The following is a 26,249-nucleotide window of genomic DNA, read 5'->3' on the forward strand; positions in this document are numbered from 1 at the left end:
AAACAGAGAGACGTTTACCCACCCCTTTCTCTGGCTAGCCCCCCTGATTGCCGTTCTGCCCGATTCTGTTTGTGCCATCCCTGCGACAACCGTGATCGCTCGTGTGGTTGTGTGGTGCGTTGCAGAATGATTTCACCTTGATCACGCAGCAGGAGAAGACCATGAAACCAACCACTCACCCCCAACAAGAGACGGCGATCCCCGCCGTGCTGGATAAGGCATTCCAAGTGCTGGAGAGCGCCAAAACTCATCATCTGAATAACGTGCACCGGATGGATGAAATCCAGCATGCCATCGAGCAGGCCCAACAGCAGAAAACCCGTCTGGAACAAACGGGCCTCGATGATACGCAAGCCTGGCGCGAGCAATTCCTGCGCAATGGTGCCGTGCTCACCGATGAGCTCAAGCAACAGCATATGGAGCGTGTCGCCCGCCGGGAGCTGATGCAAGAGTGTGAGAACGCTGCCGAGGTATTGGCTTATGAACTCGAGCAGGGAAAGGGCACATGTTGCAGCTCAGCAAAAGCCTACCGTGATGCACACTTTTCGCTGTTAAACGACTACGTGCAGCGCGAGTTTGAGACCACCCTGTCACAGGGAGCCCCTGCACTCATCCGGGCAATCAAGCTCAAAATTTTCGCCTTGCAACAACAACGCTATCGCGCTGGCCATCATGACATTGAATCGGCCGAAAAAGAGGTTCTGGCAGAAATCAGTCGATGGCTGAAAGCGCAAGTAGACCAATATGAGATCCGTTTAAACGATGAGCCGGTACTGTACAAAATAGGGTTATCGCCCAGCCCACTCCCCCATATGGACTATGAGCTCGCCGCAACACCGGCACAGAGCATGCGTTTTTACGAAGAAATGCAGCAGCGTAAAGCCCAGCTTCAGGCGCGGGGGCTGATCGCATGATGCATTGCCCTTTTTGCGGTAAATCCGCCCATACCCGCAGCAGCCGATACTTATCGGATAACGTCAAGCAACGCTATCACCAGTGCACCAATGTTCACTGCTCGGCGACGTTCCGCACGCTGGAATCCATCGATGAAATTATCCATCAGCCAGCCAAGCCGGTAACGGCAGAACGGCCAACACCACAGGCGGAGCCGCGCCGGGTATCCGGTTGCTATCGATCTCCCTTTTCACATTAACCGAGAACACCAACATGACGACAACCCCATTACAAAAAGCGGCAATGGCGTGCCAAGCGGCCAAAACACGTTGGCAGGATAGCCGTCAGGCATGGACCAAGGCGACGCTAGAGATGGCTAGCCTACAGGCCGATAGCAGCGGCAAGTCTGGCGATCGCCTGGCCTATCTGCGTGAATTGATCGCCGTGAAACAGTGGGAGATGAATCAACACGCTGATCGATACCTACATGCCCATGATGAACTGTTGCGTGTCAGTGTGCGTACGGAGCTGCGCAGCTTCATGCAACGTCACGGCACCGAGCTGCTCAGTGCGCTGGCCCCGGAGTTAATGGGGCTGAATCATCAGCCGGAACTGTTACGCACACGGGCCGCCGATCGGGCACTGGAATACCTGCGGGAGGCGCTGGCCGTCAGTATGACCATCAGCCCGGCCATTGAGTACGCCGAGGCCAGTCGGGATATTTTAAACAGTGCGGGACTACGGCCAGAAACAGCGGCCCGGCAGGATGCCATCAGCCGCACGACGCCTGCCGAAAACCTGAAATTTATGCACCGAAAAATCGCACTGGAACAGCAGCGCCCGGCATAAAAAAATCGCCGTAAATCCCCGCATTTTTTCTCTAAAAAGCCATGCATGCATAGCGTGCATGGCTTTGCATGCGCCTTACGATATTTTCTAACCCTCGCCGTGCCAGTCCTGGCGCGCCCTGCGCCGTCTCATGCACCTGCATTAAAAGCACCCCATGAAGCGGACAGGCGAGGCGGGGAAAGCATTGCGCGCTAGGCGCTTAGCTAAAGTAATTGATTCAGAGGATAAAAACGCGTAGAAAAAGGTGTGAAACTTCCCCTATCAGTGCTCCACTTAAAGGATAAATAGAAAATGAGCATTATTCACGTAAATCAAATTGGCAGCAAAGTTCAGGCGTTATTCGCTGATAAAATTGATAGCAGTGATCTCAATCCTAACGATAAAGAAATACAAACTAAAAGATTGACTCGTTGTCTTTCTGCTTACGCTGTGTTTTGTATTGGAGATACCTCGATAGATGAGGCCGCGTCAGCAGTTGTTGATGGCGCCGATGATAATGGTATTGATGCAATTCATTATTCTCCTTCAAGTAAAAGAATGATTATTGTTCAATCCAAATGGAAAAAGGATGGAACAGGAGAGCCTGATAATGGTGATTTAAGAAAGTTTAAAGATGGTGTATTGGACCTCATTAATCTTGAGCTTGATAAATTTAATAACAAAATCAATCTAAAAAAACAGATGATTGAAACTGCTTTAGGTGAGTTTGATACAAAATTTGATCTTGTTTTAATTCACACGGGTTCAAATACTCTAAGCAAACATAACCAACAAGTAATGGATTCAATTCTTAATGAATTAAACGATGCCGGTGATGGAACCAGTGAGGATGTTGTTAGTTTCCATCATCTAAATCAAGCGATAATTCATAGTGGACTTGCTTCGGGTATGGATGGGGAACCAATCGATCTGGAAATCGGTCTTTCACAATGGGGAAAAATTGAAGAGCCACATCAAGGTTTTTTCGGGATTGTAGCTGGCGAAGAAGTTGCAAATTGGTGGATAAAAAAGGGGAAAAGACTATTTGCCAAAAATATTAGACAAATGTTAGGTGCCACTGAAGTAAATGATGAAGTTAAGAGAACAATTGAAGAACAACCTGAGAAATTTTGGTATTACAATAACGGTATAACTATTGTTGCTGAATCTATAAAAAAATCGATGGTTGGTGGAAATAGTAGAGAGATTGGTTCGTTTAAAGCGAGCAATATCAGCATTGTTAATGGAGCCCAGACTGTAAGCGTAATTGGTAAATATGCGCAAGAAGGAGGGGAAAATCTTGCTAAATTGCGTTTACCTATCCGATTAATTTCACTAGAAGGTGCGCCAGAAGGCTTTGGTGCAACTGTGACAAAAACTAATAACCGTCAAAATAAAATCGAAAGCAGAGACTTTGTTTCCTTAGATGATGAGCAAATACGGTTGAAAAGAGAACTGTCACTGGAAGGAATTGAGTATAATATAGTAAGAAGTGAGAACGTTAAAACATCTACTAGCATAATCGATTTATCTGAGGCGACCATTGCATTGGCTTGTGCGTCTACGCAGGTTGGCCTAGCAGTTCAGGCGAAAAGAGAAATCGGTCGTTTCTATGACAATCTTAATAAAGCACCATATAAAACAATTTTCAACCCGCAAACCAATGGCATTTATTTGCGAAATACTGTTTTCGCGTTACGCAGAATAGATGAAATAATCAGCTCAATGATTTCGAATATACCTAAAAAATCTGGCAAAGAATATGGTGTTCTTGTTCATGGGAATAGGATGTTGGCATTTTTGGTTTTTAGGAAGTTGGTAATACATAAAATCGCAAATAACTTTGATTTTGATATTTCTTCTATTGATTGGTATGAAACCACATCAGATATGCTTGGGAAATTAATATTTGAAATTGAAGAAAATTATAAGGATAAATTTCTTGCTAGTTTATTTAAGAATGCAAGTATTTGTAAGGCCATATCCGAGAAAATTTAATCTAACCTCTCCGCTATATTAAGAATGCCGCTTATGCGGCATTTGTCTATTATCAGAAAACTGAATAGATATAATTACTGTACCATTGCATCATAGAGCGCCTTTTCTCTAAATACTGAGCATGGTTATATGTTCCACGAATACTATTTTTATCAACATGTGCCAATTGTATTTCAATCCATGAGCTATCAAACCCTTGTTCGTGCAATATTGTTGACATGGTATGTCGAAAACCGTGACCTGTAGCACGGCCTTTGTAGCCAATCAACTCAATTACCTGTGAAACACTTTCTTTTGAGATCGGCTTGCTACGGTTGCTCCTTCCAATAAAAATGTATGGGTAATGTCCTGTAATAGGATTGAGTTGCTCAAATAAGGTAATTACTTGTGTAGATAAGGGAACAATGTGTGGTCTACGCATTTTCATTCGTTCTGCCGGTATTTCCCATATACCCCTTTCAAGGTCTACTTCATCCCACGTAGCAAAGCGCATTTCCTGCGTTCTTACACCCGTTAACATGACTATCTTAGTCGCATTTTTAGTGATGATACTGCCGGTATAGGCTTCAAGATCTCTGATAAAATGAGGCAATTCTTCGGCGGATAAGAAAGGATGATGTTTTTGCTTCGGTATGGCCAATGCGATAGCTAGATCAGGTGCAGGGTTATACTCAGCACGGCCAGTAATAATCGCGTATCTAAATACCTCTCCGCACCGCTGGCGTACTTTACGTGTTTTCTCCAGTGCTCCACGTTTCTCAATTCGTCGCAACACTTCAAGTAATTCTAACGGTTTGATCTCACCGACAGGACGTTTGCCGATGAACGGGAAAACATCTTGCTCAAAGGTCTTAATGATTTCGTCGCGATATGCCACTGTCCAGCGGTCAGCTTTGTTTGCATGCCATTCGCGGCTTATGGCTTCGAATGAGTTTTCTGTTGAAAGCTGCTGTGCCAGTTTTTGCGCCTTCCGTTCCTCAACCGGGTCGATTCCATTAGCAACTTGCTTACGGGCGACCTCGCGCTTTTCACGGGCTTCTGCAAGGCTCACCAAATCGTGGCTACCAAATGACATTAACCGCGCTTTCCCGGCAAAGCGGAAACGGAAACGCCAGCCCTTCGAGCCATCGGGATTGATAAGCAATGACAGACCTTGCCCATCGTTCAATGTGTATGGCTTGTCTTGGGGCTTTGCTCGTTTGATTTGTATATCTGTAAGTGCCATGTGTATAAGCCCAAAATGGGTATAAAAAATCTATACACATCACTATACATATTTTTCATGGATTCAGGGAGAACTTGTCGGACGGTCACGGATGAATGATTTACTATCTTATTTGAAAATAAAGGTTTTTTAGATGTTCTCGGATGAGTGCGGAGGAGGTTTGGCGGAAGATCACAGGAGTCGAACCTGCCCGGGACCGCTGGCGGCCCCAACTGGATTTGAAGTCCAGCCGCCTCACCGGAGACGACGATCTTCCATGCGGGCGGGAGTATACCCTAAAACCAAGAGCAACGCACAAGAGGATATCCCTACCCGGCGCGCCGGGTAGGGTGAGACGTTATAACAGACGCGACAGATGGTTAAGATCTGATTGAATGGCACCCGCGGTAACGTCCCGTCCGGCCCCAGGGCCCCGGATCACCAATGGATTATCACGATACCAGCGACTTTCGATGGCGAAGACGTTATCGCAAGGCAGCAACGCCGCCAGCGGATGGTCGGGCCGTACCGCTTCGACGCCAACGCGCGCCTTGCCATTGGCATCGAAACGAGCCACATAGCGCAGCACCAGCCCCATCTCATTGGCCGCCTCCAGGCGCTGGAGCATTTGCTCATCCAAAGCCTCGCTGTTTTCGAAGAAATGATCGATAGATCCCTGCTCTCCCCCGGTAGGGACCAACGACTCGACGCGTACCTGTGAGGGCTCGATGTCATAACCCGCCTCACGCGCCAAGATCACTAACTTACGCATCACATCCTGGCCAGAGAGATCGACCCGCGGATCTGGCTCGGTCAATCCCTGCTGCCAAGCCTGATCCACTAGGGCGCTGAAAGGGACCGTACCGTCAAATTGTAGGAACAGCCAAGAGAGCGTACCGGAAAAAATCCCGCTAATAGACAGGATGGTATCGCCGCTGTCCCGAAGGTCGCGCACAGTGTAATTGACTGGCAAGCCAGCACCGACGGTGGCGTTATACAACCAGTGACGCCCCGTCTTCTCGAACGCATCGCGGATCTGGCGGTATTCCTGACTCGCGGCGGCACCGGCCAACTTATTGGCACTAACCACATGAAAGCCATAGCTGGCGAAGTCACGGTACTGCTGCGCCAGCGACACACTGGCGGTCACGTCCAGCACGACCAAGTCGTCATAGGGATGGGCGCGCATCCACAAAAATAGTGCCTCCTCATCCATCGTTTGGGCCTCTTCGTCGAAGAAAGCCAATGCCCGACTGGCATCTAACCCTTCGTAATTCAATAGGCTACGATTACTGTCGACCACCCCGGCCAAGATAAACTCGAAACCACTACGCGCAGAGAGGTTGCCCTGCTCGCGGGCGAACAGTTCCAGCCAGCGCGAACCGATATTCCCCTTACCGAACAGCACCAGACCGACGCGTTTTTCCGCCCGGAACAGCGAACTATGCAGACCTTGTACCAAAGCTTCGGTCGGTCCGCAGCGCAACACCGCCACCAGGCTGATACTCTCCTCCGACTGCCAGATAAACTCGACCGGTTGCTCTTTCAGCTGTTGATAAAAACGGTGCGCATGCAGCGGATTGCGGCTTACGCCGGCACCGACCATTGCCACCAGTGCCAGACCATCGCGTAATTGCAGCAACCCAGGGATCGCCGACTCCTCCAACAACTTGAAGACGCTACCCACTACCTCGGCGGTATAGCACAACTGGATCAACCGGCGGTCGCGGTGAATACCGCGCGCCAATGGGCGCAGCTGCATACGCGTCAGGATGCGCTCCACTTCCTGCTGTACATGGTTAAACTCGTGGTCCGCCGGAACATGTAATTCAATCAGGCACACGTCGTCATGACTGGTGACAATCTTGGCGCCATTACCGCTGGCCAGTACCCGTTCAATGCGGGTCGAGCCTTGTTGTGGCTGATAGCTGCAACGCAGCTGTAAGTCGATATCGCTCGCAGAAACCGGCTGAAGCGTACGGGCATGCAATACCGGTGCCGCTAAGCGGGCCAGCTCGCTGGCCTCATCCAGGCGTAACAACGGCAGCAGACAGGCATCCTTTACCTTGCGCGGATCGGCACTGTAGACCCCAGCAACGTCGCTCCAGATGGTCACCTTACGCACACCAGCCAAGGCACCGATCTGGGTGGCAGAGTAGTCGGAACCATTGCGCCCCAGTAGCACGCTCTCACCCGCAGCGTTGCGACTGATAAAACCAGTCACCACTAGGCGCTTTGCAGGATGCTCGGCCAACAGTTTCTGCAATAAGGGGTGCGAACGCGCTTCATCGACCTGTGGCTGTGCGGCGCGCTCGGCGCAGAGAAAATCCCGTGCATCCAACCAGGCGGCTTCCATTCCCTGTTTCTGCAATACCGCCGCCATCAAACGGGCAGACCAAATCTCGCCGTGTCCTACCACCTCGGCATACACCGCGTCATCGACCGTACCGTCGAGTAGAACGGCCAGGCGCTCAAGATCTCGGATGAAACGCGCTACGAGTGGCTCTGCCATTTCTGCTGGCAATAGCCCCGTGATTAGCTCACTCTGATAACGGCGCAGGGCCTGCTGTACCTGGTGGGCAGAGATCCGATCGCTCTGGCTGAGCTTCAACCAGCTAATCAGTTGGTTAGTGGTACTGCCCGCCGCTGAAACGACCATCATGTCACCGGGTTGGCTATACTCCGCCATGATCCCTGCCACACGCAAATAACACTTCACATCTGCCAGACTGCTGCCACCAAACTTATGCAGCTGGCGCTCTGCCGCTTGCTGCCCCGTTACCGCTTGTGCACTCATCGCTTACCTCGTTGCTGCTGCCTGAAATGCCTGTTCCAGATCAGCGATTAAATCATCACCGTCCTCAATTCCCACGGATATCCGCAGCAGGCTGTCACTAATACCTGCCGCCCTGCGCGCTTCCGACGTTATGCCGGCGTGAGTCATGGTGGCGGCATGGGAGATCAGGCTCTCCACCCCCCCCAGGGACTCTGCCAGTGTAAACAGTTGCAGCGCTTTTAGGAAACGCCGTAAATAAGCCTCGCCACCCGCCAATTCAAAACTGAGCATGGCACCGAAACCACGCTGCTGGCGGCTAGCGATGGCGTGGCCAGGATGGTGTGCTAGCGAGGGATGATACAGACGCACGACCTGTGGTTGCTGTTGCAACCAGTCGACAATGCGTAAGGCATTGACCTGCTGTAAGGCGATACGTGGTGCCAAGGTACGCAAACCACGCAATAACAGGTAGCTGTCGAAAGCCGCGCCAGTTACCCCAATGTTGTTACCCCACCAAGCCAACTCCTGGGCCAACTCAGCCGTGCGCGCAATCACCGCCCCGGCCACCACGTCGGAATGACCATTCAGGTACTTCGTGCAGGAATGTAAGACCAGATCCGCCCCCAGGGAAAAAGGCTGTTGTAATATTGGAGTGAGAAAGGTGTTATCCACTGCTGCCAATGCGCCTGCCTGATGGGCGGCCGAACAAAGTGCGGCGATATCGACCACCCGCAGCAGCGGGTTGCTCGGCGTCTCGATCAGCAGCAGTTTCGGCCGTTGCGCCAGCGCCTGAGCCAGCGCCTGGGCATCGCTCTGATCGATGAAGATGACGCGAAAGGCGCCGCGCCGCGCTAAGCTATCGAATAACCGATAGCTGCCACCGTAACAATCATGCGGGGCCACCAACAGATCGCCGGGGGAGAGCAATGCCGTACACATCAGATGGATCGCGCCCATACCGCTGGCGGTGATCACCGCGCCGGCCCCGCCCTCCAGCTCGGCCAGCGCGCGCTCGGCAACATCGCGCGTCGGGTTACCGCGCCGGGCATAGTCATGAGCGCGTGGCTGGTTGAAGTCGGTGAAGTTGTAAGTCGTCGAAAGATGGATCGGGGGAACCACGCTGCCATACTGCTCATCGTCGTTCAATCCACAGCGCACTGCCTGAGTTGCCAGTTGATAGCCCACCTGGTTACACCCTCCCTGAGATAGTCGCAAGCAATGGATAGAGCGTAACCGCTGCAAAATTGGACGTCAATACGTCCAGACATCTAAAAGTCTTTGCGTATGGATTGTGGTAGCGGAGATTAGTCGCTAAAATTGACTCAATCTCATCATGGGTATCCATCGTCAGCACCGACGCATGAAACGCGATCTGCCGCTCGGATCCCCTCGAGTATCCCGCTTTGTGTTAGGGATACGGGATACAATCGGGCATAATAGCGCGTTGGTTTCGGAATAATTTTTTGTGAAGGTATCTCCTCATGGCAGCAGAATGGAACGGCGAATACATTAGCCCATACGCTGAACACGGCAAAAAAAGTGAACAGGTTAAAAAGATTACGGTATCCATTCCACTCAAGGTATTAAAAATCCTCACGGATGAACGTACCCGCCGTCAGGTGAATAACTTGCGCCATGCCACCAATAGCGAATTGCTGTGTGAAGCCTTCCTACATGCATTTACCGGCCAACCTCTGCCAGATGATGACGATCTGCGCAAGGACCGCAGCAACGAGATCCCCGAGGCCGCTAAAGAGTTAATGCGCCAGCTGGGGATCGACCCGGAAAGCTGGGAGTACTAACTCACTGGGCCGGCGGATACGGCGCCCCCTTGACGCGCTTACCTACGACACCCGGCCCTGCCGCATTTTCACCCACTCACCGTATCGCCTCTCCGCTCGCGGAATGAACGCGTCATATGCTTATCTCGCTCACACCTTTTTCCTGCTTGCCCCTCTCCCAGAAGACGCATCATCGCAGGACAAATCAATAATAGGTGATTTAGGTATTTATATTTTCAGCATTTTTTATTTTTAACGCATCATTTTTTAGAGTGTTTAGTATTTTAGATCAAATGCATTATTTTTAATAACATCATTCAAAATTTTTATTTTCATATTTTTAGATTAAAACTAAATAATTATGCAATGATAAATAAGCTAATTTTATCGAATTCGGTCAATTTCCATTATTTTTATATTATTGTTTTATAAGAATCGCAGCCTTTACAGCTAAAAATAACTTTCTTTATAGCTGATAAACCCAATTAATAGTGAAGTAATGGTGTTTGATTTTATAATTTCAACTTTGTACAGGAAAAGAGATCACATATAATGCATCAAGCAATATAAAACACTATATTTTACGGGGAATAACAACCACGCCCATAAGAGGCAGTCGCGAATGTAGATTATTGCTAGCGATAACCGATAGCTCATTACAGCGTATATGACATGCCTGATCTCGGCGAGTTTGGCCAGACCCCATGGGGGGAAAGTAATCATGAGAGTGCCTCTTTCACATCAACGACGATATCGATGTACACCATATCGATATGGTGTCACCGCTTCCATACTGATTCATCAGAATGATATGTAAGAATAAGACACATTATTATCATCTATCGATAATCGATGACATATCGATATTTTATTTAGTTAGTTAAAGAGTATTTTTTTATTGTCTCCCAACCTGATTGATCCGCCTTACTAGGGCGAGGCTACCACCCTTACCTGAAATTCATCAGACTAGGTAATAGAGGGGGGATGACGTTACTACTTAATTTACCGGTGGAATATTATGAAAAAAATAGAATTCATTCATCCTGGTTATGCTTTGCAGCCTGGGGAAGTAACCGAAGAGCAATTTCGCCTGCTGGTCGATATCTCGTCCGTGCGTAGCGCAAAGGTCATCATGGCATTACGCGATTATTTTGTTCTGGGACACAGCAGGAAATTGGTCTGCGAACGCAATCAAGTCAATCCTGGTTATCTTTCCATTAAAATAAGGGAAATACAGGCGCTATGTAAGCGTATCTTAGAACTTTACCCCCATCTCAACTAAGCGCGGTAAAGAACCCATCCCAGTAGGCACCATTATTGTATCCAGGCGAATGCTAGCGTGTCCGGGCAGAGAATGGAGCAGACACCACACGGAGCGATACGGTGGGAAGGCAGCACGTAAAATAGCCTAATGGGATAGGTTCTCCCCTCCGGCGAGATTTTGCTCTCGTACGGCGGTAGCTCTGAGCGTCGTGGCTCCCCCTGCGCATGCAGGCCGCCACAGCACAGAAGAACGTGTGGGATCGCCTACCTCGCCAAGGGGTGCCGCGCTGAATGCGGCCCAATAAAAAAGGCACCCTATGGGTGCCTTTTTCGCCGGATCCAAATTACTTGGAGCCAACCATGTTGAAACGCTTGTTGAAGCGGTCAACGCGGCCGCCGGTAGCGACGTCACGCTGCTTACCGGTGTAGAACGGGTGGCACTTGTCGCACACGTCCAGGTTCAGATCGTGACCAACGGTAGAGCGGGTCTTGATCACGTTGCCGCAAGAGCAGGTTGCCGTGATAGCAACATAGTTCGGGTGGATACCTTCTTTCATGGGAAAACCTCTGTTAAGGCCGCGTCGCTATCCGGCCCTCTTCCGCCAGACACCACGCGTGGTTGATAAAATCGGGTTTGATACAAAACGATATCAAAGGCGGCGAATCATACAGAAAATAGCCGACTAACGCAATCACCCACATCGATCCCGGCGCTATCCGGTGTACACTATAACGCCGTTCACCCGCAGGAAAACGCGATGTCCGTAGCCCACGTAGCGCTGCCCGTACCTTTGGCCCGCACCTTTGACTACCTATTACCACCCGGTATGCTTGCTCAGGCGGGTTGCCGCGTCCGCGTTCCTTTCGGGAACCGTACGCTGATCGGTCTCATCGTGGCGACCAGTGAACACAGCGAACTGGCACCAGAGAGTCTAAAAAGCATCACACAACTCCTCGACAATCAACCGCTGTTCAGTCCTACGCAATGGCGGCTGCTGCGCTGGGCTACCGACTACTACCACCATCCCATCGGCGAGGTACTGTTTCACGCCCTGCCGCAGTTATTACGCCAGGGTAAAGCGGCCAGCCACCCACCGCTGTGGCGCTGGCGACTGACCCCGCAGGGCGAACGCATCGATCCCGCAACACTGACGCGCGCACCGAAGCAACAGCAGGTATTAGCGACACTGGCACGTCAGGCCCTCTATCGCCACCAGGTCGAGGAGTTCGATCTCAGCGATAGTGCGTTCCAGGCTTTAAAGAATAAAGGGCTCATCGCATTAGAAAGCGAGTCGACACCGCCTGAAGACTGGCGCACCACCTTTGCCCCGAGTGCCGATCGCCTGACGCTCAACGCCGAACAGGCGACTGCCGTCGGTGCTATCCGTGCCGATGACGAGCAATTCAGTCCTTGGTTATTAGCTGGGGTTACCGGCTCAGGTAAGACAGAGGTCTACCTGAGCGTCATTGAGAACCTGTTGGCCCGCGGCAAACAGGCGCTGGTACTGGTGCCAGAGATCGGCCTGACTCCCCAGACCATCACTCGCTTCCGGCAACGTTTCAACGTGCCGGTGGACGTACTGCACTCAGGACTCAACGACAGCGAACGGCTATCGGCCTGGTTACGCGCCCGCGATGGCGAGAGTGCCATCGTTATCGGAACTCGCTCGGCATTGTTCACTCCGTTCGCCCGTCTGGGTGGCATCATCATTGACGAGGAGCATGACGGCTCCTACAAGCAACAAGAAGGATGGCGTTATCACGCCCGCGATCTAGCGGTATTACGCGCTCATCTAGAGGGAATCCCCATTCTTCTCGGCTCCGCCACCCCGGCGCTAGAAACCCTGCACAACGTCGAGACGGGGAAGTACCGCCGCCTGTGCCTGACACAGCGTGCCGGCAACGCCAAGCCCGCTACGCAGCATTTGATCGATCTCAAGGGGTTACCTCTCAAGGCGGGCCTGGCCCCAGCGTTGATCGAACGCATCCGTCAACATACCGCTGCCGGCAATCAGGTGATCCTGTTCCTCAATCGCCGTGGTTATGCCCCGGCGCTGCTGTGTCATGAATGCGGCTGGATCGCCGAATGCCCACGCTGTGATCACTTCTATACTCTACATCAGGGCCAACGCCTGCTACGCTGCCACCACTGCGACAGTCAACGGCCGGTACCGCGCCAATGTCCGCAATGCGGCTCGACCCACCTGGTTCCCGTCGGCCTGGGCACGGAACAACTGGAGCACGAGCTGGCCGAAATGTTGCCACAAGTACCGCTGACCCGCATCGATCGCGACACCACCAGCCGCAAGGGCGCCTTGGAGCAACAGTTGGCAGAGGTTCATCAAGGCGGGCCACGTATTCTAATCGGTACTCAGATGCTGGCTAAAGGCCACCATTTTCCCAACGTCACGCTAGTTGCGCTGTTGGATGTCGATGGCGCGCTATTTTCCGCCGATTTTCATGCCGCCGAACGTTTCGCTCAGTTATATATCCAGGTAGCAGGACGCGCCGGACGCGCCGGGAAGCGCGGCGAGGTGTTGCTCCAGACCCATCACCCCGATCACCCCCTACTGCAAACCCTACTACATCAAGGGTATGACGCCTTCGCTCACCAAGCGTTGCAAGAGCGCCAGAGCGTATTTCTTCCCCCTTTCACCCATCATGTGATGCTGCGGGCCGACGACCACGACAACCAGCAGGCTAACACCTTCCTGCAACAGCTACGCACCCTGTTGCAGACACATTCCCCTAATGACGAAGGGCTATGGCTGCTCGGACCGGTACCCGCGCTCCAGGCTAAACGCGGGGGACGCTATCGCTGGCAGTTGCTGTTGCAGCACCCCTCGCGCGCTCGGCTACAGCGACTGCTGCAAGCGACGTTACCTCTGATCCCAAGCTTACCGGCCTATAAGAAGGTAAAATGGTCGATCGATGTCGACCCGATCGACAGTTAACACGTCCCTCTGACGCGAATGAAGTGCGATCAGGATCGAAAAAATCTATTTACATCACACTTTTCCTGCAAATTAAGTAACAGTCCTCCCCACTGTTCCGTTTAATATGTGATCGTATACCCATCGGCTGCCCGCTCAGGGCAGCCATTCCCGGTAATGGAGCAACACGCCGCCGGGTATGGCAGTGTTATCGCTGGCGCAATCGTTACCTTCGCCGCGGGATAATGATCGGGAAGTCATGTCATCGCGCCAGCATGGACTGACGCAAGGAGAAACGCGTTGGAAGAGAAATCAATGAACGCCACCATGAAAGATGTGGCGGAGTATGCCGGCGTATCTACCGCAACGGTATCGCGGGCCTTAATGAACCCAGAGAAAGTCTCCGCCACCACTCGGCAAAAAGTGGAACAGGCCGTCTTGGCCGTCGGCTATGCCCCGCACACCTTGGCGCGTAGCAACAAACGTGGCGAATCGCGCACCATCCTGGTGATCGTCCCAGACATCTGCGATCCCTTCTTTGCCGAAGTGATCCAGGGGATCGAACGCACCGCCGCCGAGCATGGCTACCTGGTGTTGCTCGGTGACTGCGCCCAGCAGATGCAACAAGAGAAAACTTTCGTTAACTTGATCATCACCAAGCAGATCGACGGCATGTTGTTACTCGGCTCCAACATCCCTTTCGATGCCAGCAAAGAGGAGCAGCGCAATCTGCCACCAATGGTGATGGCAAACGAATTCGCGCCAGAGTTAGAACTGCCGACGGTACACATCGATAACCTGACCGCCGCTTTCAAGGCGGTACTTTACCTGCACGATCTCGGCCACCAGCGCATCGGTTGCCTGGCTGGCCCGGAACATATGCCGTTGAGTCAATATCGTCTACAAGGTTACATCCAAGCACTACGCCGCTGCGGACTCAGCGAGGCAGGCTATGTGGCACACGGTGACTTCACCTTCGAAGCTGGCGCCAAGGCGTTAGCTCAGCTAATGAGCTTGCCACAGCCGCCCACCGCTCTTTTCTGTCATAGTGATGTGATGGCAATCGGAGCGCTGTCCCAAGCGAAGAAAATGGGGATCCGCGTGCCCGACGATCTCTCGATCATCGGCTTCGACGACATTCGCCTCGCGCAGTATGTCGATCCGCCGCTGACTACCGTGGCCCAGCCCCGCTACCAGATCGGGCGCGAGGCCATGCTCTTACTACTGGAGCAGTTGCATCATCACCGCATCCCCAGCGGCTCACGCCTGTTGGAGAGTGAGCTGATTATCCGTGGCAGCACGGCGGTGGCGAAACGCTAGTGAATTGCACCTGAGTTCAGTAACATGGCGTCTTGATATTGACTATTGAGTTGTAGCGAAACGACAGTGGCACAAAGAGACTATGTGAGTCGCGGGCGCGCTTCGGGCGCCAAACGCAAAAGCAACGGCCGGGGAAAGAAACGGCGCTCGGGTTCTGGAGTATCTCGAACCATGATGGTGCTCGCCCTGGCCGTGCTGGCAACCTTTGCCGGGGGCCTCTATTTTCTAACCCAGCATAAACCGGACAGCGATACGCTGTTGCCGGAGGCGTCGCCGCATCCTAAGAATGGCCTTCCGCCCAAGCCAGAAGAACGCTGGCGCTATATCAAGGAGCTGGAAAATCGCCAAGTTGGCGTTACGATGCCAACGGAACCGAGCGGCGGCATGCCGCAGCAGGGACAGCCGCAGTTGACCGAAGAACAACGCCAACTGTTGGAACAAATGCAGGCCGACATGCGTCAGGCACCGACGCAGCTGTCGGAAGTCCCCTATAACGATCAATCTCCCGTGACTGTCGCCCCACACAACAGCCGGATGCCGGAGGTGCGTTATAGCCAGCCCACGCCACCTCCGCAGCCAACAAATCAGGCCCCGGCGCGTCAGGCACAACCTGCACCGGCGGCGCGTAATCCTTTCGCGCAATCGCCAAGCAACGCCGTCCCGTCGCACCCAAGCCAGGCGCAAACGTCGCCCCCCGCCAACCGAGAACGGGAACGTAGCGTGACGCCTCCCCCCGCGCCGCAAACGGCGCGGGAGAAACCGGCCGAGAAACCGGAGGAAAAGGCGAGCGGCCAGAAATGGCTGATCCAGTGCGGTTCGTTCCGTAATACCGATCAGGCTGAGTCAGTCCGAGCTCAATTAGCCTTCGGTGGTATCGAAAGCCGCATCACCAGCGGCGGCGGTTGGCACCGCGTACTACTCGGCCCCTACGCCAGCCGACCCGCGGCGGACAAGATGATCGCTCGTCTGAAAGGAAATGGCATGTCTGGCTGTATCACGCTGGCCAGTGGGGGTTGAAATCCCCAAAATCTCCCCCACCTGATCAGGTAATGCCTCCCGTCCTACGCGACGGGAGGATCACTTTTCAGCCACGGGGGTCTGTTCATGACAACAATAGTTAGCGTTCGCCGTAACGGCAAAGTAGTGATCGGTGGGGATGGTCAGGCCACGCTGGGCAATACCGTAATGAAGGGTAACGTCCGCAAGGTACGCCGTCTATACAACGATCGCGTCATCGCCGGATTCGCAGGGGGTACCGCCGACGCCTTTACCCTGTTTGAGCTGTTCGAACGTAAACTGGAGCTGCACCAAGGTCATCTGGTGAAGGCGGCAGTCGAGCTGGCCAAAGATTGGCGTACCGACCGCATGCTGCGCAAACTGGAGGCCTTGTTGGCGGTTGCCGATGAGAACGCCTCATTGATCATCACCGGTAACGGCGATGTGGTCCAACCGGAAAACGATCTGATCGCTATCGGTTCCGGCGGCCCCTATGCTCAAGCCGCCGCTCGCGCACTGCTAGAGAATACCGAGCTGGGCGCCCGCGACATCGTAGAAAAGGCGCTGGGGATTGCAGGCGACATCTGCATCTACACCAACCAGTTCCACACCATTGAAGAATTAGATTCCAAAGCGTAAGGACTGCACATCATGTCTGAGATGACCCCACGCGAAATTGTCAGCGAACTCGACAGTTACATCATCGGCCAACACTCCGCCAAACGCGCCGTAGCGATCGCGCTACGTAACCGTTGGCGCCGCATGCAACTCGGCGAGGCGCTACGCCACGAGGTCACGCCGAAAAATATCCTGATGATCGGTCCTACCGGCGTCGGTAAAACCGAAATCGCCCGCCGTCTGGCCAAGTTAGCCAATGCTCCGTTCATCAAGGTTGAAGCGACCAAATTTACTGAAGTCGGCTACGTGGGCAAGGAGGTTGACTCCATCATCCGCGATCTGACTGACTCCGCGATGAAGATGATCCGGGCACAATCCATCGAGAAAAACCGCTACCGTGCCGAAGAGATGGCGGAAGAGCGTATCCTGGACGTACTCATCCCACCGGCCAAGAACAACTGGGGTCAGGCCGAGCAGAGCAACGAAAACTCACCGGCACGCCAGAGCTTCCGTAAGAAGCTGCGTGAAGGCGAGCTGGACGATAAAGAGATCGAAATCGAACTGGCCGCCGCCCCGATGGGCGTCGAGATCATGGCACCTCCCGGTATGGAAGAGATGACCAGCCAGCTGCAATCCATGTTCCAAAATCTGGGGGGCCAGAAGACCAAGCCGCGCAAGATTAAGATCAAGGATGCCTTCAAACAGCTGATCGAAGAAGAAGCCGCCAAGCTGGTCAACCCCGAAGAGCTGAAGCATCAAGCTATCGAAGCCGTAGAGCAAAACGGTATCGTCTTTATCGACGAGATCGACAAAATCTGTAAGCGCGGCGAAAGCTCCGGGCCGGATGTCTCGCGCGAAGGGGTACAGCGCGACCTGCTGCCGCTAATCGAGGGCTGCACGGTCAACACTAAGCACGGGATGGTCAAAACCGACCACATCCTGTTTATCGCCTCCGGCGCTTTCCAAGTCTCTAGCCCCGCCGATCTGATCCCCGAACTACAGGGCCGTCTACCGATCCGTGTCGAACTCCAGGCGCTGACCACCGAAGACTTCGAACGTATCCTGACAGAGCCGAGCGCCTCATTGACCGAACAGTACCAGGCGCTGATGGCCACCGAAGGGGTCAACATCACCTTTACCGCCGATGGTATCCGGCGTATCGCTGAAGCGGCCTGGCAGGTTAACGAGAGCGCTGAAAACATCGGCGCCCGTCGTCTGCATACCGTGATGGAGCGCCTGATGGAAGAGATCTCCTTCGAGGCCAGCGAAATGAACGGGGCCGCCATCACTATCGATGCCGATTACGTAGGTAATCACCTCGATGAGTTGGTAGCAGATGAAGATCTGAGTCGGTTTATTCTATAATCGCCCCAGAAACCGTCCTTTTCGATCATTGTCAGGGGAAGGCGTCCGCCTTCCCTTTTCTTATTTCGATCGTGCAGGATCCACGGATGGGTAGCGGTTTGTTAATATGGATGGATGCGATAACCCGGCGATCCCCCTCTGCCTGGCTGAGAGGCGCTTGCCCTTGTAACTGAAACCATAACATGACTTCATTGACCCCGATCAGCCGGCCGCGCGCCTGGCTGGAAAGTCTGCGTCTGCGCACGTTGCCGTTGGCTCTAGCCTCGATTATCACCGGCTCGGCTATCGCCGCCTGGCAGCATACCTTTAGCCTCGGCATCGCCTTACTGGCCCTGCTGACCGCCGCCCTGTTGCAGATCCTCTCCAATCTGGCCAACGACTATGGCGATGCCATTAAAGGCAGCGACACCCCAGAACGCATCGGGCCATTACGCGGTATGCAAAAAGGTGTGATCAGCCAAGCACAGATGAAGCGCGCCCTGATCATCACCGTCCTGCTGACCATTATCTCCGGCAGCGCGTTGATCGCCATTGCCTGCCAGAAACCGCAAGATATTCTCGGCTTCCTACTGCTGGGCTTGATGGCTATCATCGCCGCCATTACCTACACCGTCGGCACACGACCTTACGGTTACATGGGGCTGGGTGATATTTCGGTGTTAATCTTCTTCGGTTGGCTAAGCGTCGCAGGGACTTACTATCTTCAGGCTGGGACTTTCGATCAGGTGGTGATGTTGCCGGCGACGGCCTGCGGTCTATTGGCTGCTGCTGTTTTAAATATCAATAACCTGCGCGATATTGAAAACGATGCGCGTAACGGTAAGAATACCCTGGCGGTACGTCTCGGCCCACGTAACGCTCGCTATTACCATGCCGCACTGCTGGGTGGCGCAGTGCTCTGCCTGGCACTATTCGCCCTCCTGGATCTACGCAGCCGGGTCGGCTGGTTATTCGTCCTCGCCGTCCCGATGCTCTACCGCCACGCCAGCTATGTGTTACATCAGCGCTCGCCGGAGGCGATGCGGCCGATGTTGGAAAATATGGTCAAAGGTGCACTGCTGACCAACTTGTTGTTCGCCGTCGGCACCGTACTGAGCTAACGACCAAGTGCCGCCCACCATGGGCGGTACCACCACATCATCGCCGCTTTTGCCAACAAGCGCATTAAGGGGATATACTGATAATTCCTGCGGCAACCGGACGTGGACCCATGAAATACGATACTTCCGAACTATGTGACATTTACCATGAAGAGGTGAATGTTGTAGAACCGTTGTTCTCCAACTTCGGTGGGCGTTCTTCCTTTGGCGGCCAGATCATTACGGTCAAATGCTTTGAAGATAACGGACTGCTCTACGATCTGTTGGAAGAGAATGGTCGGGGCCGGGTTCTCGTCGTCGACGGCGGAGGCTCGGTGCGACGAGCACTGATCAACGCCGAACTGGCTCGGCTGGCGGTACAAAATGAGTGGGAAGGCATCGTGGTATACGGTGCAGTACGCCAAGTGGATGACCTGGAAGAGCTAGACATCGGCATCCAGGCGATGGCCGCGATTCCCGTCGGAGCAGACAGCGCCGGCATCGGTGAGAGCGACATCCGCGTCAACTTCGGCGGCGTCACGTTCTTCTCCGGTGACCATCTGTATGCCGACAACACCGGTATTATCCTGGCGGAAGAGCCGCTGGATCTCGAGTAATCATCGCGTTATGGCAACAAAAAGGCGCTCTGCGAGCGCCTTTTTCATTAGGCCAGCAAGCTTAGTTCACTTCATCCATCTTACCTAGCAGGGCGCGCAGCCGCTCCTGCCATGCGCCTTGCTCGTGCTTCAACTGCTCATTCTCGCGCAGCAGGGCTTCGCGATTGCTCGCCGCTTGCTGCACTTCCTGATTGAGCTGATTGTTCTTATCTTTCAGCTCTTCAATCTCCATCTGTAGCAGGGTAATGGTGTCGATCGCCTGCTGAACTTTCGCTTCCAGTTTCTCAAATACTTCAAATGACATAATCTGTCCCCTCAATAGTAGCCAGGCGTACGTCTTACCGTTACGCACGCCGCCGCAACGACGGCGAACGTATCCTAAATGGGCGCCCTCATCGCGCAGGCCGTCAGGCCGGCGCACAAACCTCATTGACCCGATTGTATGTAGCCCACCCCTTACTGTCTAGGCCGCGTCCCAGTCTGTAACAAATTCAGCTATGGCGCCCGCACTTTTACGCCGCAATAACCGATTTAAAAAAAAGTTACCAACAAACATAAAATAAACAAATACACCTCGACGTGATCGCCGTCAGTGGTCAGATCACAAAACATTTCGTGGCTAAGTCACACAATATACGCGAAAACGACCATTTTTTTGACAAAACACACACATTTAAATTTCGCTATTTCTCGTTTTCGCTCGTTAACGATAAATTCACATCGCAACGTGTTTCATGTTCACAGCGGATACCGATCTTCCACCTCTTCATCGCAGGATTTCTTGTTATGAGCCAGACAGCGAGTTCGACATTAAAAGGACAGTGTATCGCCGAATTTCTGGGCACTGCCCTGCTGATCTTCTTCGGCTGCGGCTGCGTCGCCGCCATGAAGCTGGCCGGGGCCAGCTTAAGCCTCTGGGAGATTAGCGTTATCTGGGGTCTGGGCGTGGCGTTGGCCATCTATCTGACGGCCGCCATCTCTGGTGCACACCTCAATCCGGCGGTCACCATTGCCCTTTGGCTATTCGCCTGTTTCGACCGCCGTAAAGTGATCCCCTACATCATCGCTCAAGTCGCCGGTGCGTTTTGTGCCGCCGCCTTAGTCTATGTCTTGTATCACAACCTGTTTCTCGACTATGAACAGGCTCACAATATGGTACGCGGCAGCGAAGAGAGCCTGACGCTCGCCGGCATCTTCTCTACCTACCCGAACCCGCACATCACCGTATGGCAGGCACTGTTAGTAGAGACCGTCATCACCGCTATCCTGATGTGTCTGATCTTAGCGCTAACCGACGATGGCAACGGCATTCCACGCGGCCCGCTGGCGCCACTGCTGATCGGTGTGTTAATCGCCGTCATCGGCGCCGCAATGGGGCCGCTGACCGGCTTCGCGCTGAACCCGGCGCGTGACTTCGGCCCGAAAGCCTTCGCTTGGATGGCGGGCTGGGGGGAGATCGCCTTTACTGGCGGGCGTACCATCCCTTACTTCTTAGTCCCCATCGTTGGCCCGATCATCGGCGCCTGCCTGGGCGCTTTCGGCTACCGTGCCTTGATCGGCCGCCATCTACCATGTGATGTCTGTGCCGCCGGCGACGAGAAAAAGCATTCCGAGCAGTCCAAAGCCTGATAAGGTTTCCGGGGAGGAGACTTCCCGGTCTTTGAGCGCGCACCGGACTTCCCAACACCAATCCAGGATAACGACCATGACAACCCAACAAAAATACATTGTCGCTCTTGACCAGGGCACCACCAGCTCTCGTGCCGTGATCCTCGACCATGACGCTAATATCGTCAGCGTGTCCCAACGCGAGTTTGAGCAGATTTACCCCAAGGCAGGCTGGGTTGAGCACGACCCCATGGAGATTTGGGCGACCCAGAGCTCCACGCTGACCGAAGCGATGGCCAAAGCCGATATCGAGTCCGATCAGATCGCCGCCATCGGCATCACCAACCAGCGTGAGACCACCATCGTCTGGGAGAAAGAGAGCGGTAAACCGATCTACAACGCCATCGTCTGGCAATGCCGACGAACCGCCGATATCTGCGAGCAACTGAAACGTGATGGACTGGAAGAGTACATCCGCCACAATACCGGCCTGGTGGTCGATCCCTACTTCTCCGGCACCAAGGTGAAATGGATCCTGGACCACGTCGAAGGTGCTCGCGAACGTGCTCAGCGTGGTGAGTTGCTGTTCGGCACCGTCGACACCTGGCTGGTTTGGAAGATGACTCAGGGACGGGTACATGTCACCGACTACACCAACGCCTCCCGTACCATGCTCTTCAACATCCATACCCTGGACTGGGATGAACGCATGCTGGAGGTCTTGGATATCCCGCGCGCCATGCTGCCGCAAGTACGCGCTTCCTCCGAGATCTACGGTAAGACCAATATCGGTGGCAAGGGCGGTACTCGCATTCCGATCGCCGGCATCGCCGGTGACCAGCAAGCAGCGCTGTTCGGCCAACTGTGTGTGCAGCCGGGGATGGCGAAAAATACCTACGGTACGGGCTGCTTCCTGCTGATGAATACCGGCAAAGAGGCGGTACCGTCACAGCACGGCCTGTTGACGACCATCGCTTGCGGCCCACGCGGCGAGGTCAACTATGCCTTGGAAGGGGCGGTATTCATCGGCGGTGCTTCTATCCAGTGGCTGCGCGACGAGCTGAAACTGATTAACGATGCGGCCGACTCCGAGTACTTCGCCAGCAAGGTCAAAGACAGCAACGGCGTCTATGTCGTTCCCGCCTTCACCGGCCTGGGCGCACCCTACTGGGATCCCTACGCCCGCGGTGCCATCTTTGGTCTGACACGCGGCGTGAATAATAACCACATCATCCGCGCAACCCTGGAGTCTATCGCTTATCAGACGCGCGATGTCCTGGACGCGATGCAAGCTGACGCCAATACCCGCCTGCAAGCGCTACGCGTCGACGGCGGTGCGGTAGCCAACAACTTCCTGATGCAGTTCCAGTCCGACATCCTCGGTACCCGGGTCGAACGTCCCGCCGTACTGGAAGTCACCGCCCTCGGTGCCGCCTACTTGGCCGGCCTCGCCGTCGGTTACTGGAATGACCTGGATGAGCTAAGCAGCAAGGCCAGCATCGAACGCGAATTCCGTCCTGGCATTGAGACCGTAGAGCGTAATTACCGCTACAGCGGCTGGAAGAAGGCGGTCGCCCGAGCCCAAGCTTGGGAGGATCACGACTGATCTCCCCAATCTGATGCGATCATGGGGCGAGCAATCGCCCCTTTTTTATTTTGGGTCAACGTTAACCTGCGTTTCCGACGCAAACGTTTCACCCGCTCTGTGTTAGAATCGCCCCCCGTCATCTTATTGCTTATTTTATTCTCATCATTGCAGGACCATCATGAAACGTGAATTAGCCATTGAGTTCTCTCGCGTCACCGAAGCGGCCGCACTGGCCGGATATAAGTGGTTGGGGCGCGGCGATAAAAATGCGGCCGACGGTGCCGCCGTCAACGCCATGCGCATCATGCTTAACCAGGTCGACATCGACGGGGAGATCGTCATCGGTGAGGGGGAAATCGATGAGGCACCTATGCTGTATATCGGCGAACGCGTCGGCAGCGGCCAAGGCGATCAGGTCGACATTGCCGTCGATCCCATCGAAGGCACCCGCATGACGGCCATGGGACAGGCTAACGCGCTGGCCGTAATGGCCGTCGGCGATAAGGGTACCTTCCTGCACGCCCCAGATATGTATATGGAGAAATTGGTAGTCGGGCCACAAGCGAAAGGTTGCGTCGATCTCACTTTGCCGCTAGAGGCCAACCTACGCAACATTGCCGAGCGGCTGGGCAAGCCGCTGTCGCAACTGACGGTGATCACCTTGGCCAAACCACGTCACGACGGCAACATTGCCGCGATGCAAGCGTTAGGGGTACGAGTCTTCGCCATTCCCGACGGCGATGTGGCGGCTTCGATTCTGACGTGTATGCCGGAGAGTGAAGTCGATGTGATGTATGGCATTGGTGGCGCCCCGGAGGGAGTGGTTTCCGCCGCGGTGATCCGTGCCCTGGATGGCGATATGCAAGGCCGTTTGCTGGCCCGCCATCAGGTGAAGGGAGATACCCCGGAAAATCGCCGTCTGGGCGAACAGGAGCTGGCGCGCTGTGAGCAAATGGGGATCTGCGCTGGTGAGGTGCTGGCTCTGAGTGACATGGCGCGCAATGATAATGTGATCTTCTCAGCAACTGGCATTACCAAAGGCGATCTGCTGGACGGCATCTACCGCAAAGGTAACGTTGCCACCACCGAGACCCTATTGATTCGTGGCAAGTCGCGCACTATCCGCCGCATCCGCTCCACTCACTATCTGGAGCGTAAAGACGCCCAGATCCGTGACATCATCCTGTAACATCTCCTGTGATGTAAAATGGCGCGCCACCTGGCGCGCCATCTAGTTTGAATAATGCCCCACAGCCATCCCCTCGGCTTACAGGATCTGTCCCTGTTGGCGCACCTTATGGGCGATGGGCAACCAACACAACAGGATCATCACCGCCATGGCACTCATCAGCATCCCTAGGCTGAACTGGCTATTCTGCGGTAATAACGCGGAGAACCAAGCCATCGTCCCCGAACCGACGTTTTGTAATCCGCCGACTAGTGCGCCGGCCGCGCCCGCCAACAGCGGGAAAGGCTCCATCGCCCCCGTGGTAGCCAGCGGAAATAGCATCCCGGCGCCAAAGAAGAACAACGCAGCCGGTACGATCAACGTCCAAATATTAATGATCCCAAACCAACTCGGCATCCACATCAGCAACCCAGCCAACAGGCAGCTAAAGACCGCATGCCACATCAAGGTAGCGAAGGACTTTCCCGGGCGCCCCGCATACCAAGCGCCGAAGAAAGCGGCCGGGATCGGCAAAATAAACAGGATACTGACCACGATGCCGCTAAGGTGCAACACTCCCCCCAACAAGACGCCGGAGCACGCTTCAAACACTGCCACGCCAGCCAATCCGCCGACCAGCATGATCAGGTAGCAGACAAACTGACCGCTCCCCAACAGTTGGCGGTAGCTAACGACCAGATTGCTGCCTCCTGCCGCCGCCGGGCGTGTCTCCGGCAACCAACGAAACATGCTGTAAGCCACGCCTGCACATAATACCAGTAGAAAGGCGAAGCAAGCGCGCCAACTGATAAAGGCATCCAGCAGACCACCGATCACTGGCGCCAGTAAGGGACTGACTAAGATCCCCATATTCAATAAGCTATTCGCGTAACGTAACGCCGTACCGCTATACAGGTCGCGCGGCATGGTACGCGCCATCACCCCGGCCACTCCGGTCCCCAACCCTTGCAGCGCAGCGGCCAGTACCAAGATATGCAGGCTGGGCGCCAGCAGCGCCGCTAACGCGCCCAACATAAAAATCCCCATCCCGGCCAAGATCACCGGACGACGACCGACACGATCGGACAAAGGACCATAGATCAATTGCGAGGCACCATAGGTCAGCAAATACGCCGCCATCACGCTTTGCAACGCGCCGCTCCGCACGCCCAGATCGTGGCCCATGTCGGGGATCGAAGGAACATAGATGGTTTGCGCCATCTGACCAACGGCGACCAGCAGAATCAACATGACCAACAGATGAAAATTTTCTAGCTTTCTCATTATGTTACGCTTACCAACGCATTGTTAACCAGAGTGATAAACCGCAGAAACAATAAATCTGTGGAATCTATGACCATATTCGGGCGCATAATCTAACAGATAAAGCTAAAATTTGTTCTCATACTCGCTCTTTGTCCTGATTTTTGTTGGCAGCGCGGATCGCCGTTAGCGTAAAGTAAATGTGACAACAACGAAGGGATTCTGCGACAAGTTTAAAAATAAAGAATATTTATCATTTAATGGAGTTTTATAAGTTATTAAACTCGGTTGATTATCAATGTCTCGCCTACCACAAGGATCTGTGCCATGAAGACACCCGAACTCATCTTGTTGCAGCTAAAGAGCCTAGGTCCGCAATCGGCCAAAATGCTGGCAGAGCGCATCGCCATCACCACTATGGGGGTGCGTCAACATTTACAGCAGCTCGAACAACGGGAACTAGTCTGTTATGAGGAGTCGCGTACCAAGGTCGGGCGCCCTACTCGCTTCTGGTCACTGACCGGCAAGGGACACGCCCAATTTCCCGACCGCCACCGCGATCTCTCTCGGACCCTACTGGAGGGGACGCAGAAACTGTTTGGTAACCAAGGCGTCGAACAATTACTCGAAATCCGTGAAGATGCCCTCTATACCCGTTACGCTAACGAGTTAGCACAGCATCCCGCCGGCGAAGAGCGCTTCCGGGCATTGGCTCGTCTGCGCCAAAACGATGGCTACATGGCCGAGGTCGAGTTCGAAAATAATGCGGTAGTATTAGTCGAGAACCATTGTCCCATTGGCATCGCCGCCAGGACCTGCGGTAAGCTGTGCCACTCCGAGCTACGCCTGCTTAACCGCCTGCTAGGCTCCGAGTATCACATTGAACGCGTAGAGCACATCATCAGCGACTCTCGTCGCTGTGCTTACCGCATAACCTCCCGGGAGTGATT

Annotated in this window: 23 protein-coding genes and 1 tRNA gene; 17 read left to right on the plus strand and 7 right to left on the minus strand. The window is 53.9% G+C overall.

Features of this window, described 5'->3' with window-relative positions; genetic code table 11:
• The first annotated feature begins 161 nt into the window (after positions 1-161).
• The 4 genes from sid (at position 162) to EHO01S_RS04060 (ending at position 3,720) form a co-directional block, all read left to right on the plus strand.
• Entirely contained in the window at positions 162-914 is a 753-nt protein-coding gene (gene sid / locus EHO01S_RS04050) for a capsid size-determining scaffold Sid (RefSeq protein WP_051355191.1), read from the plus strand.
• Positions 911-1,153, plus strand: coding sequence for an ogr/Delta-like zinc finger family protein (locus tag EHO01S_RS18140; RefSeq protein ID WP_071818543.1), 243 nt, complete (start codon positions 911-913; stop codon positions 1,151-1,153). Before sid ends, EHO01S_RS18140 begins: the two co-directional genes overlap by 4 nt.
• Positions 1,154-1,167: 14 nt before the next feature.
• Positions 1,168-1,743, plus strand: coding sequence for a phage polarity suppression protein (locus EHO01S_RS04055; RefSeq protein ID WP_024522763.1), 576 nt, complete (start codon positions 1,168-1,170; stop codon positions 1,741-1,743).
• 291 nt (positions 1,744-2,034) lie between these two features.
• Positions 2,035-3,720, plus strand: coding sequence for an AIPR family protein (locus tag EHO01S_RS04060; protein WP_024522764.1), 1,686 nt, complete (start codon positions 2,035-2,037; stop codon positions 3,718-3,720).
• Between the two features lie 52 nt (positions 3,721-3,772).
• On the opposite strand, the gene EHO01S_RS04065 is transcribed toward EHO01S_RS04060, so the two are convergent.
• The 4 genes from EHO01S_RS04065 to metB all read right to left on the minus strand — a co-directional run bounded on the left by EHO01S_RS04065 (position 3,773) and on the right by metB (position 8,885).
• Positions 3,773-4,945 carry a tyrosine-type recombinase/integrase gene (locus tag EHO01S_RS04065; RefSeq protein WP_024522765.1) on the minus strand — a complete coding sequence of 391 codons (1,173 nt, stop codon included), beginning with the start codon at positions 4,943-4,945 and terminating at the stop codon, positions 3,773-3,775.
• 161 nt (positions 4,946-5,106) lie between these two features.
• Positions 5,107-5,201 (minus strand) — tRNA-Sec (locus EHO01S_RS04070).
• 81 nt (positions 5,202-5,282) lie between these two features.
• Positions 5,283-7,721: a bifunctional aspartate kinase/homoserine dehydrogenase II gene (locus EHO01S_RS04075; RefSeq protein WP_024522766.1), complete on the minus strand. Its 2,439-nt coding sequence runs from the start codon at positions 7,719-7,721 to the stop codon at positions 5,283-5,285.
• A gap of 3 nt (positions 7,722-7,724) precedes the next feature.
• Positions 7,725-8,885: a cystathionine gamma-synthase gene (metB, locus tag EHO01S_RS04080; RefSeq protein ID WP_024522767.1), complete on the minus strand. Its 1,161-nt coding sequence runs from the start codon at positions 8,883-8,885 to the stop codon at positions 7,725-7,727.
• A gap of 296 nt (positions 8,886-9,181) precedes the next feature.
• Here metB and metJ point away from each other — a divergent pair, with 296 nt between their 5' ends.
• Positions 9,182-9,502 carry a met regulon transcriptional regulator MetJ gene (metJ, locus tag EHO01S_RS04085; RefSeq protein WP_005290910.1) on the plus strand — a complete coding sequence of 107 codons (321 nt, stop codon included), beginning with the start codon at positions 9,182-9,184 and terminating at the stop codon, positions 9,500-9,502.
• Positions 9,503-10,499: 997 nt separating this feature from the next.
• Entirely contained in the window at positions 10,500-10,763 is a 264-nt protein-coding gene (locus EHO01S_RS04095) for a PapB/FocB family fimbrial expression transcriptional regulator (RefSeq protein WP_024522769.1), read from the plus strand.
• A 325-nt stretch (positions 10,764-11,088) separates the two neighbouring features.
• Here EHO01S_RS04095 and rpmE read toward each other — a convergent pair whose 3' ends face one another.
• Positions 11,089-11,301: a 50S ribosomal protein L31 gene (gene rpmE / locus EHO01S_RS04100; RefSeq protein ID WP_024522770.1), complete on the minus strand. Its 213-nt coding sequence runs from the start codon at positions 11,299-11,301 to the stop codon at positions 11,089-11,091.
• A gap of 201 nt (positions 11,302-11,502) precedes the next feature.
• Between rpmE and priA the strand changes: the two genes are divergently transcribed.
• The 7 genes from priA (at position 11,503) to rraA (ending at position 19,672) form a co-directional block, all read left to right on the plus strand.
• Positions 11,503-13,698, plus strand: a complete 2,196-nt coding sequence (gene priA, locus EHO01S_RS04105; RefSeq protein ID WP_024522771.1) for a primosomal protein N' — start codon at positions 11,503-11,505, stop codon at positions 13,696-13,698.
• A 294-nt stretch (positions 13,699-13,992) separates the two neighbouring features.
• Entirely contained in the window at positions 13,993-14,997 is a 1,005-nt protein-coding gene (gene cytR, locus EHO01S_RS04110) for a DNA-binding transcriptional regulator CytR (RefSeq protein ID WP_071990988.1), read from the plus strand.
• A 66-nt stretch (positions 14,998-15,063) separates the two neighbouring features.
• On the plus strand, positions 15,064-16,014 hold the full coding sequence (gene ftsN, locus EHO01S_RS04115; protein WP_071990989.1) for a cell division protein FtsN: 951 nt from the start codon (positions 15,064-15,066) through the stop codon (positions 16,012-16,014).
• Between the two features lie 87 nt (positions 16,015-16,101).
• Positions 16,102-16,632, plus strand: coding sequence for an ATP-dependent protease subunit HslV (gene hslV, locus EHO01S_RS04120; protein ID WP_005290933.1), 531 nt, complete (start codon positions 16,102-16,104; stop codon positions 16,630-16,632).
• A gap of 12 nt (positions 16,633-16,644) precedes the next feature.
• Complete coding sequence (gene hslU / locus EHO01S_RS04125; protein ID WP_024522774.1) at positions 16,645-17,976, plus strand: ATP-dependent protease ATPase subunit HslU; 1,332 nt, start codon at positions 16,645-16,647, stop codon at positions 17,974-17,976.
• A 182-nt stretch (positions 17,977-18,158) separates the two neighbouring features.
• Positions 18,159-19,076 (plus strand): 1,4-dihydroxy-2-naphthoate polyprenyltransferase, encoded by a 918-nt coding sequence (locus tag EHO01S_RS04135; RefSeq protein WP_024522775.1) that lies wholly within the window; start codon positions 18,159-18,161, stop codon positions 19,074-19,076.
• Between the two features lie 110 nt (positions 19,077-19,186).
• Positions 19,187-19,672, plus strand: a complete 486-nt coding sequence (rraA, locus tag EHO01S_RS04140; RefSeq protein WP_005290943.1) for a ribonuclease E activity regulator RraA — start codon at positions 19,187-19,189, stop codon at positions 19,670-19,672.
• 61 nt (positions 19,673-19,733) lie between these two features.
• Here the strand turns inward: rraA and zapB are convergent, their stop codons facing one another.
• A complete protein-coding gene (gene zapB, locus EHO01S_RS04145) occupies positions 19,734-19,976 on the minus strand; it encodes a cell division protein ZapB (RefSeq protein WP_024522776.1) in 243 nt (80 codons plus the stop codon).
• A gap of 482 nt (positions 19,977-20,458) precedes the next feature.
• Here zapB and EHO01S_RS04150 point away from each other — a divergent pair, with 482 nt between their 5' ends.
• The 3 genes from EHO01S_RS04150 (at position 20,459) to glpX (ending at position 24,057) form a co-directional block, all read left to right on the plus strand.
• Positions 20,459-21,301 carry an MIP/aquaporin family protein gene (locus EHO01S_RS04150; RefSeq protein WP_024522777.1) on the plus strand — a complete coding sequence of 281 codons (843 nt, stop codon included), beginning with the start codon at positions 20,459-20,461 and terminating at the stop codon, positions 21,299-21,301.
• Positions 21,302-21,377: 76 nt separating this feature from the next.
• Entirely contained in the window at positions 21,378-22,886 is a 1,509-nt protein-coding gene (gene glpK / locus EHO01S_RS04155; RefSeq protein WP_024522778.1) for a glycerol kinase GlpK, read from the plus strand.
• A 160-nt stretch (positions 22,887-23,046) separates the two neighbouring features.
• Positions 23,047-24,057, plus strand: coding sequence for a class II fructose-bisphosphatase (gene glpX, locus EHO01S_RS04160; protein WP_024522779.1), 1,011 nt, complete (start codon positions 23,047-23,049; stop codon positions 24,055-24,057).
• Between the two features lie 78 nt (positions 24,058-24,135).
• Here the strand turns inward: glpX and emrD are convergent, their stop codons facing one another.
• A complete protein-coding gene (gene emrD / locus EHO01S_RS04165; RefSeq protein ID WP_024522780.1) occupies positions 24,136-25,320 on the minus strand; it encodes a multidrug efflux MFS transporter EmrD in 1,185 nt (394 codons plus the stop codon).
• Between the two features lie 306 nt (positions 25,321-25,626).
• Here emrD and EHO01S_RS04170 point away from each other — a divergent pair, with 306 nt between their 5' ends.
• Complete coding sequence (locus EHO01S_RS04170; RefSeq protein WP_024522781.1) at positions 25,627-26,247, plus strand: helix-turn-helix transcriptional regulator; 621 nt, start codon at positions 25,627-25,629, stop codon at positions 26,245-26,247.
• Positions 26,248-26,249: the final 2 nt, after the last annotated feature.

This window comes from Edwardsiella hoshinae NBRC 105699 = ATCC 33379, assembly GCF_000474215.1.
Lineage (GTDB): Bacteria > Pseudomonadota > Gammaproteobacteria > Enterobacterales > Enterobacteriaceae > Edwardsiella > Edwardsiella hoshinae.

Coding starts and splice junctions, on each gene's coding strand:
- sid (WP_051355191.1), top strand. CDS start 162: ATGAAACCAACCACTCACCCCCAACAAGAGACGGCGATCCCCGCCGTG.
- EHO01S_RS18140 (WP_071818543.1), top strand. CDS start 911: ATGATGCATTGCCCTTTTTGCGGTAAATCCGCCCATACCCGCAGCAGC.
- EHO01S_RS04055 (WP_024522763.1), top strand. CDS start 1,168: ATGACGACAACCCCATTACAAAAAGCGGCAATGGCGTGCCAAGCGGCC.
- EHO01S_RS04060 (WP_024522764.1), top strand. CDS start 2,035: ATGAGCATTATTCACGTAAATCAAATTGGCAGCAAAGTTCAGGCGTTA.
- EHO01S_RS04065 (WP_024522765.1), bottom strand. CDS start 4,945: ATGGCACTTACAGATATACAAATCAAACGAGCAAAGCCCCAAGACAAG.
- EHO01S_RS04075 (WP_024522766.1), bottom strand. CDS start 7,721: ATGAGTGCACAAGCGGTAACGGGGCAGCAAGCGGCAGAGCGCCAGCTG.
- metJ (WP_005290910.1), top strand. CDS start 9,182: ATGGCAGCAGAATGGAACGGCGAATACATTAGCCCATACGCTGAACAC.
- EHO01S_RS04095 (WP_024522769.1), top strand. CDS start 10,500: ATGAAAAAAATAGAATTCATTCATCCTGGTTATGCTTTGCAGCCTGGG.
- rpmE (WP_024522770.1), bottom strand. CDS start 11,301: ATGAAAGAAGGTATCCACCCGAACTATGTTGCTATCACGGCAACCTGC.
- priA (WP_024522771.1), top strand. CDS start 11,503: ATGTCCGTAGCCCACGTAGCGCTGCCCGTACCTTTGGCCCGCACCTTT.
- cytR (WP_071990988.1), top strand. CDS start 13,993: ATGAACGCCACCATGAAAGATGTGGCGGAGTATGCCGGCGTATCTACC.
- hslV (WP_005290933.1), top strand. CDS start 16,102: ATGACAACAATAGTTAGCGTTCGCCGTAACGGCAAAGTAGTGATCGGT.
- hslU (WP_024522774.1), top strand. CDS start 16,645: ATGTCTGAGATGACCCCACGCGAAATTGTCAGCGAACTCGACAGTTAC.
- EHO01S_RS04135 (WP_024522775.1), top strand. CDS start 18,159: ATGACTTCATTGACCCCGATCAGCCGGCCGCGCGCCTGGCTGGAAAGT.
- rraA (WP_005290943.1), top strand. CDS start 19,187: ATGAAATACGATACTTCCGAACTATGTGACATTTACCATGAAGAGGTG.
- zapB (WP_024522776.1), bottom strand. CDS start 19,976: ATGTCATTTGAAGTATTTGAGAAACTGGAAGCGAAAGTTCAGCAGGCG.
- EHO01S_RS04150 (WP_024522777.1), top strand. CDS start 20,459: ATGAGCCAGACAGCGAGTTCGACATTAAAAGGACAGTGTATCGCCGAA.
- glpK (WP_024522778.1), top strand. CDS start 21,378: ATGACAACCCAACAAAAATACATTGTCGCTCTTGACCAGGGCACCACC.
- glpX (WP_024522779.1), top strand. CDS start 23,047: ATGAAACGTGAATTAGCCATTGAGTTCTCTCGCGTCACCGAAGCGGCC.
- emrD (WP_024522780.1), bottom strand. CDS start 25,320: ATGAGAAAGCTAGAAAATTTTCATCTGTTGGTCATGTTGATTCTGCTG.
- EHO01S_RS04170 (WP_024522781.1), top strand. CDS start 25,627: ATGAAGACACCCGAACTCATCTTGTTGCAGCTAAAGAGCCTAGGTCCG.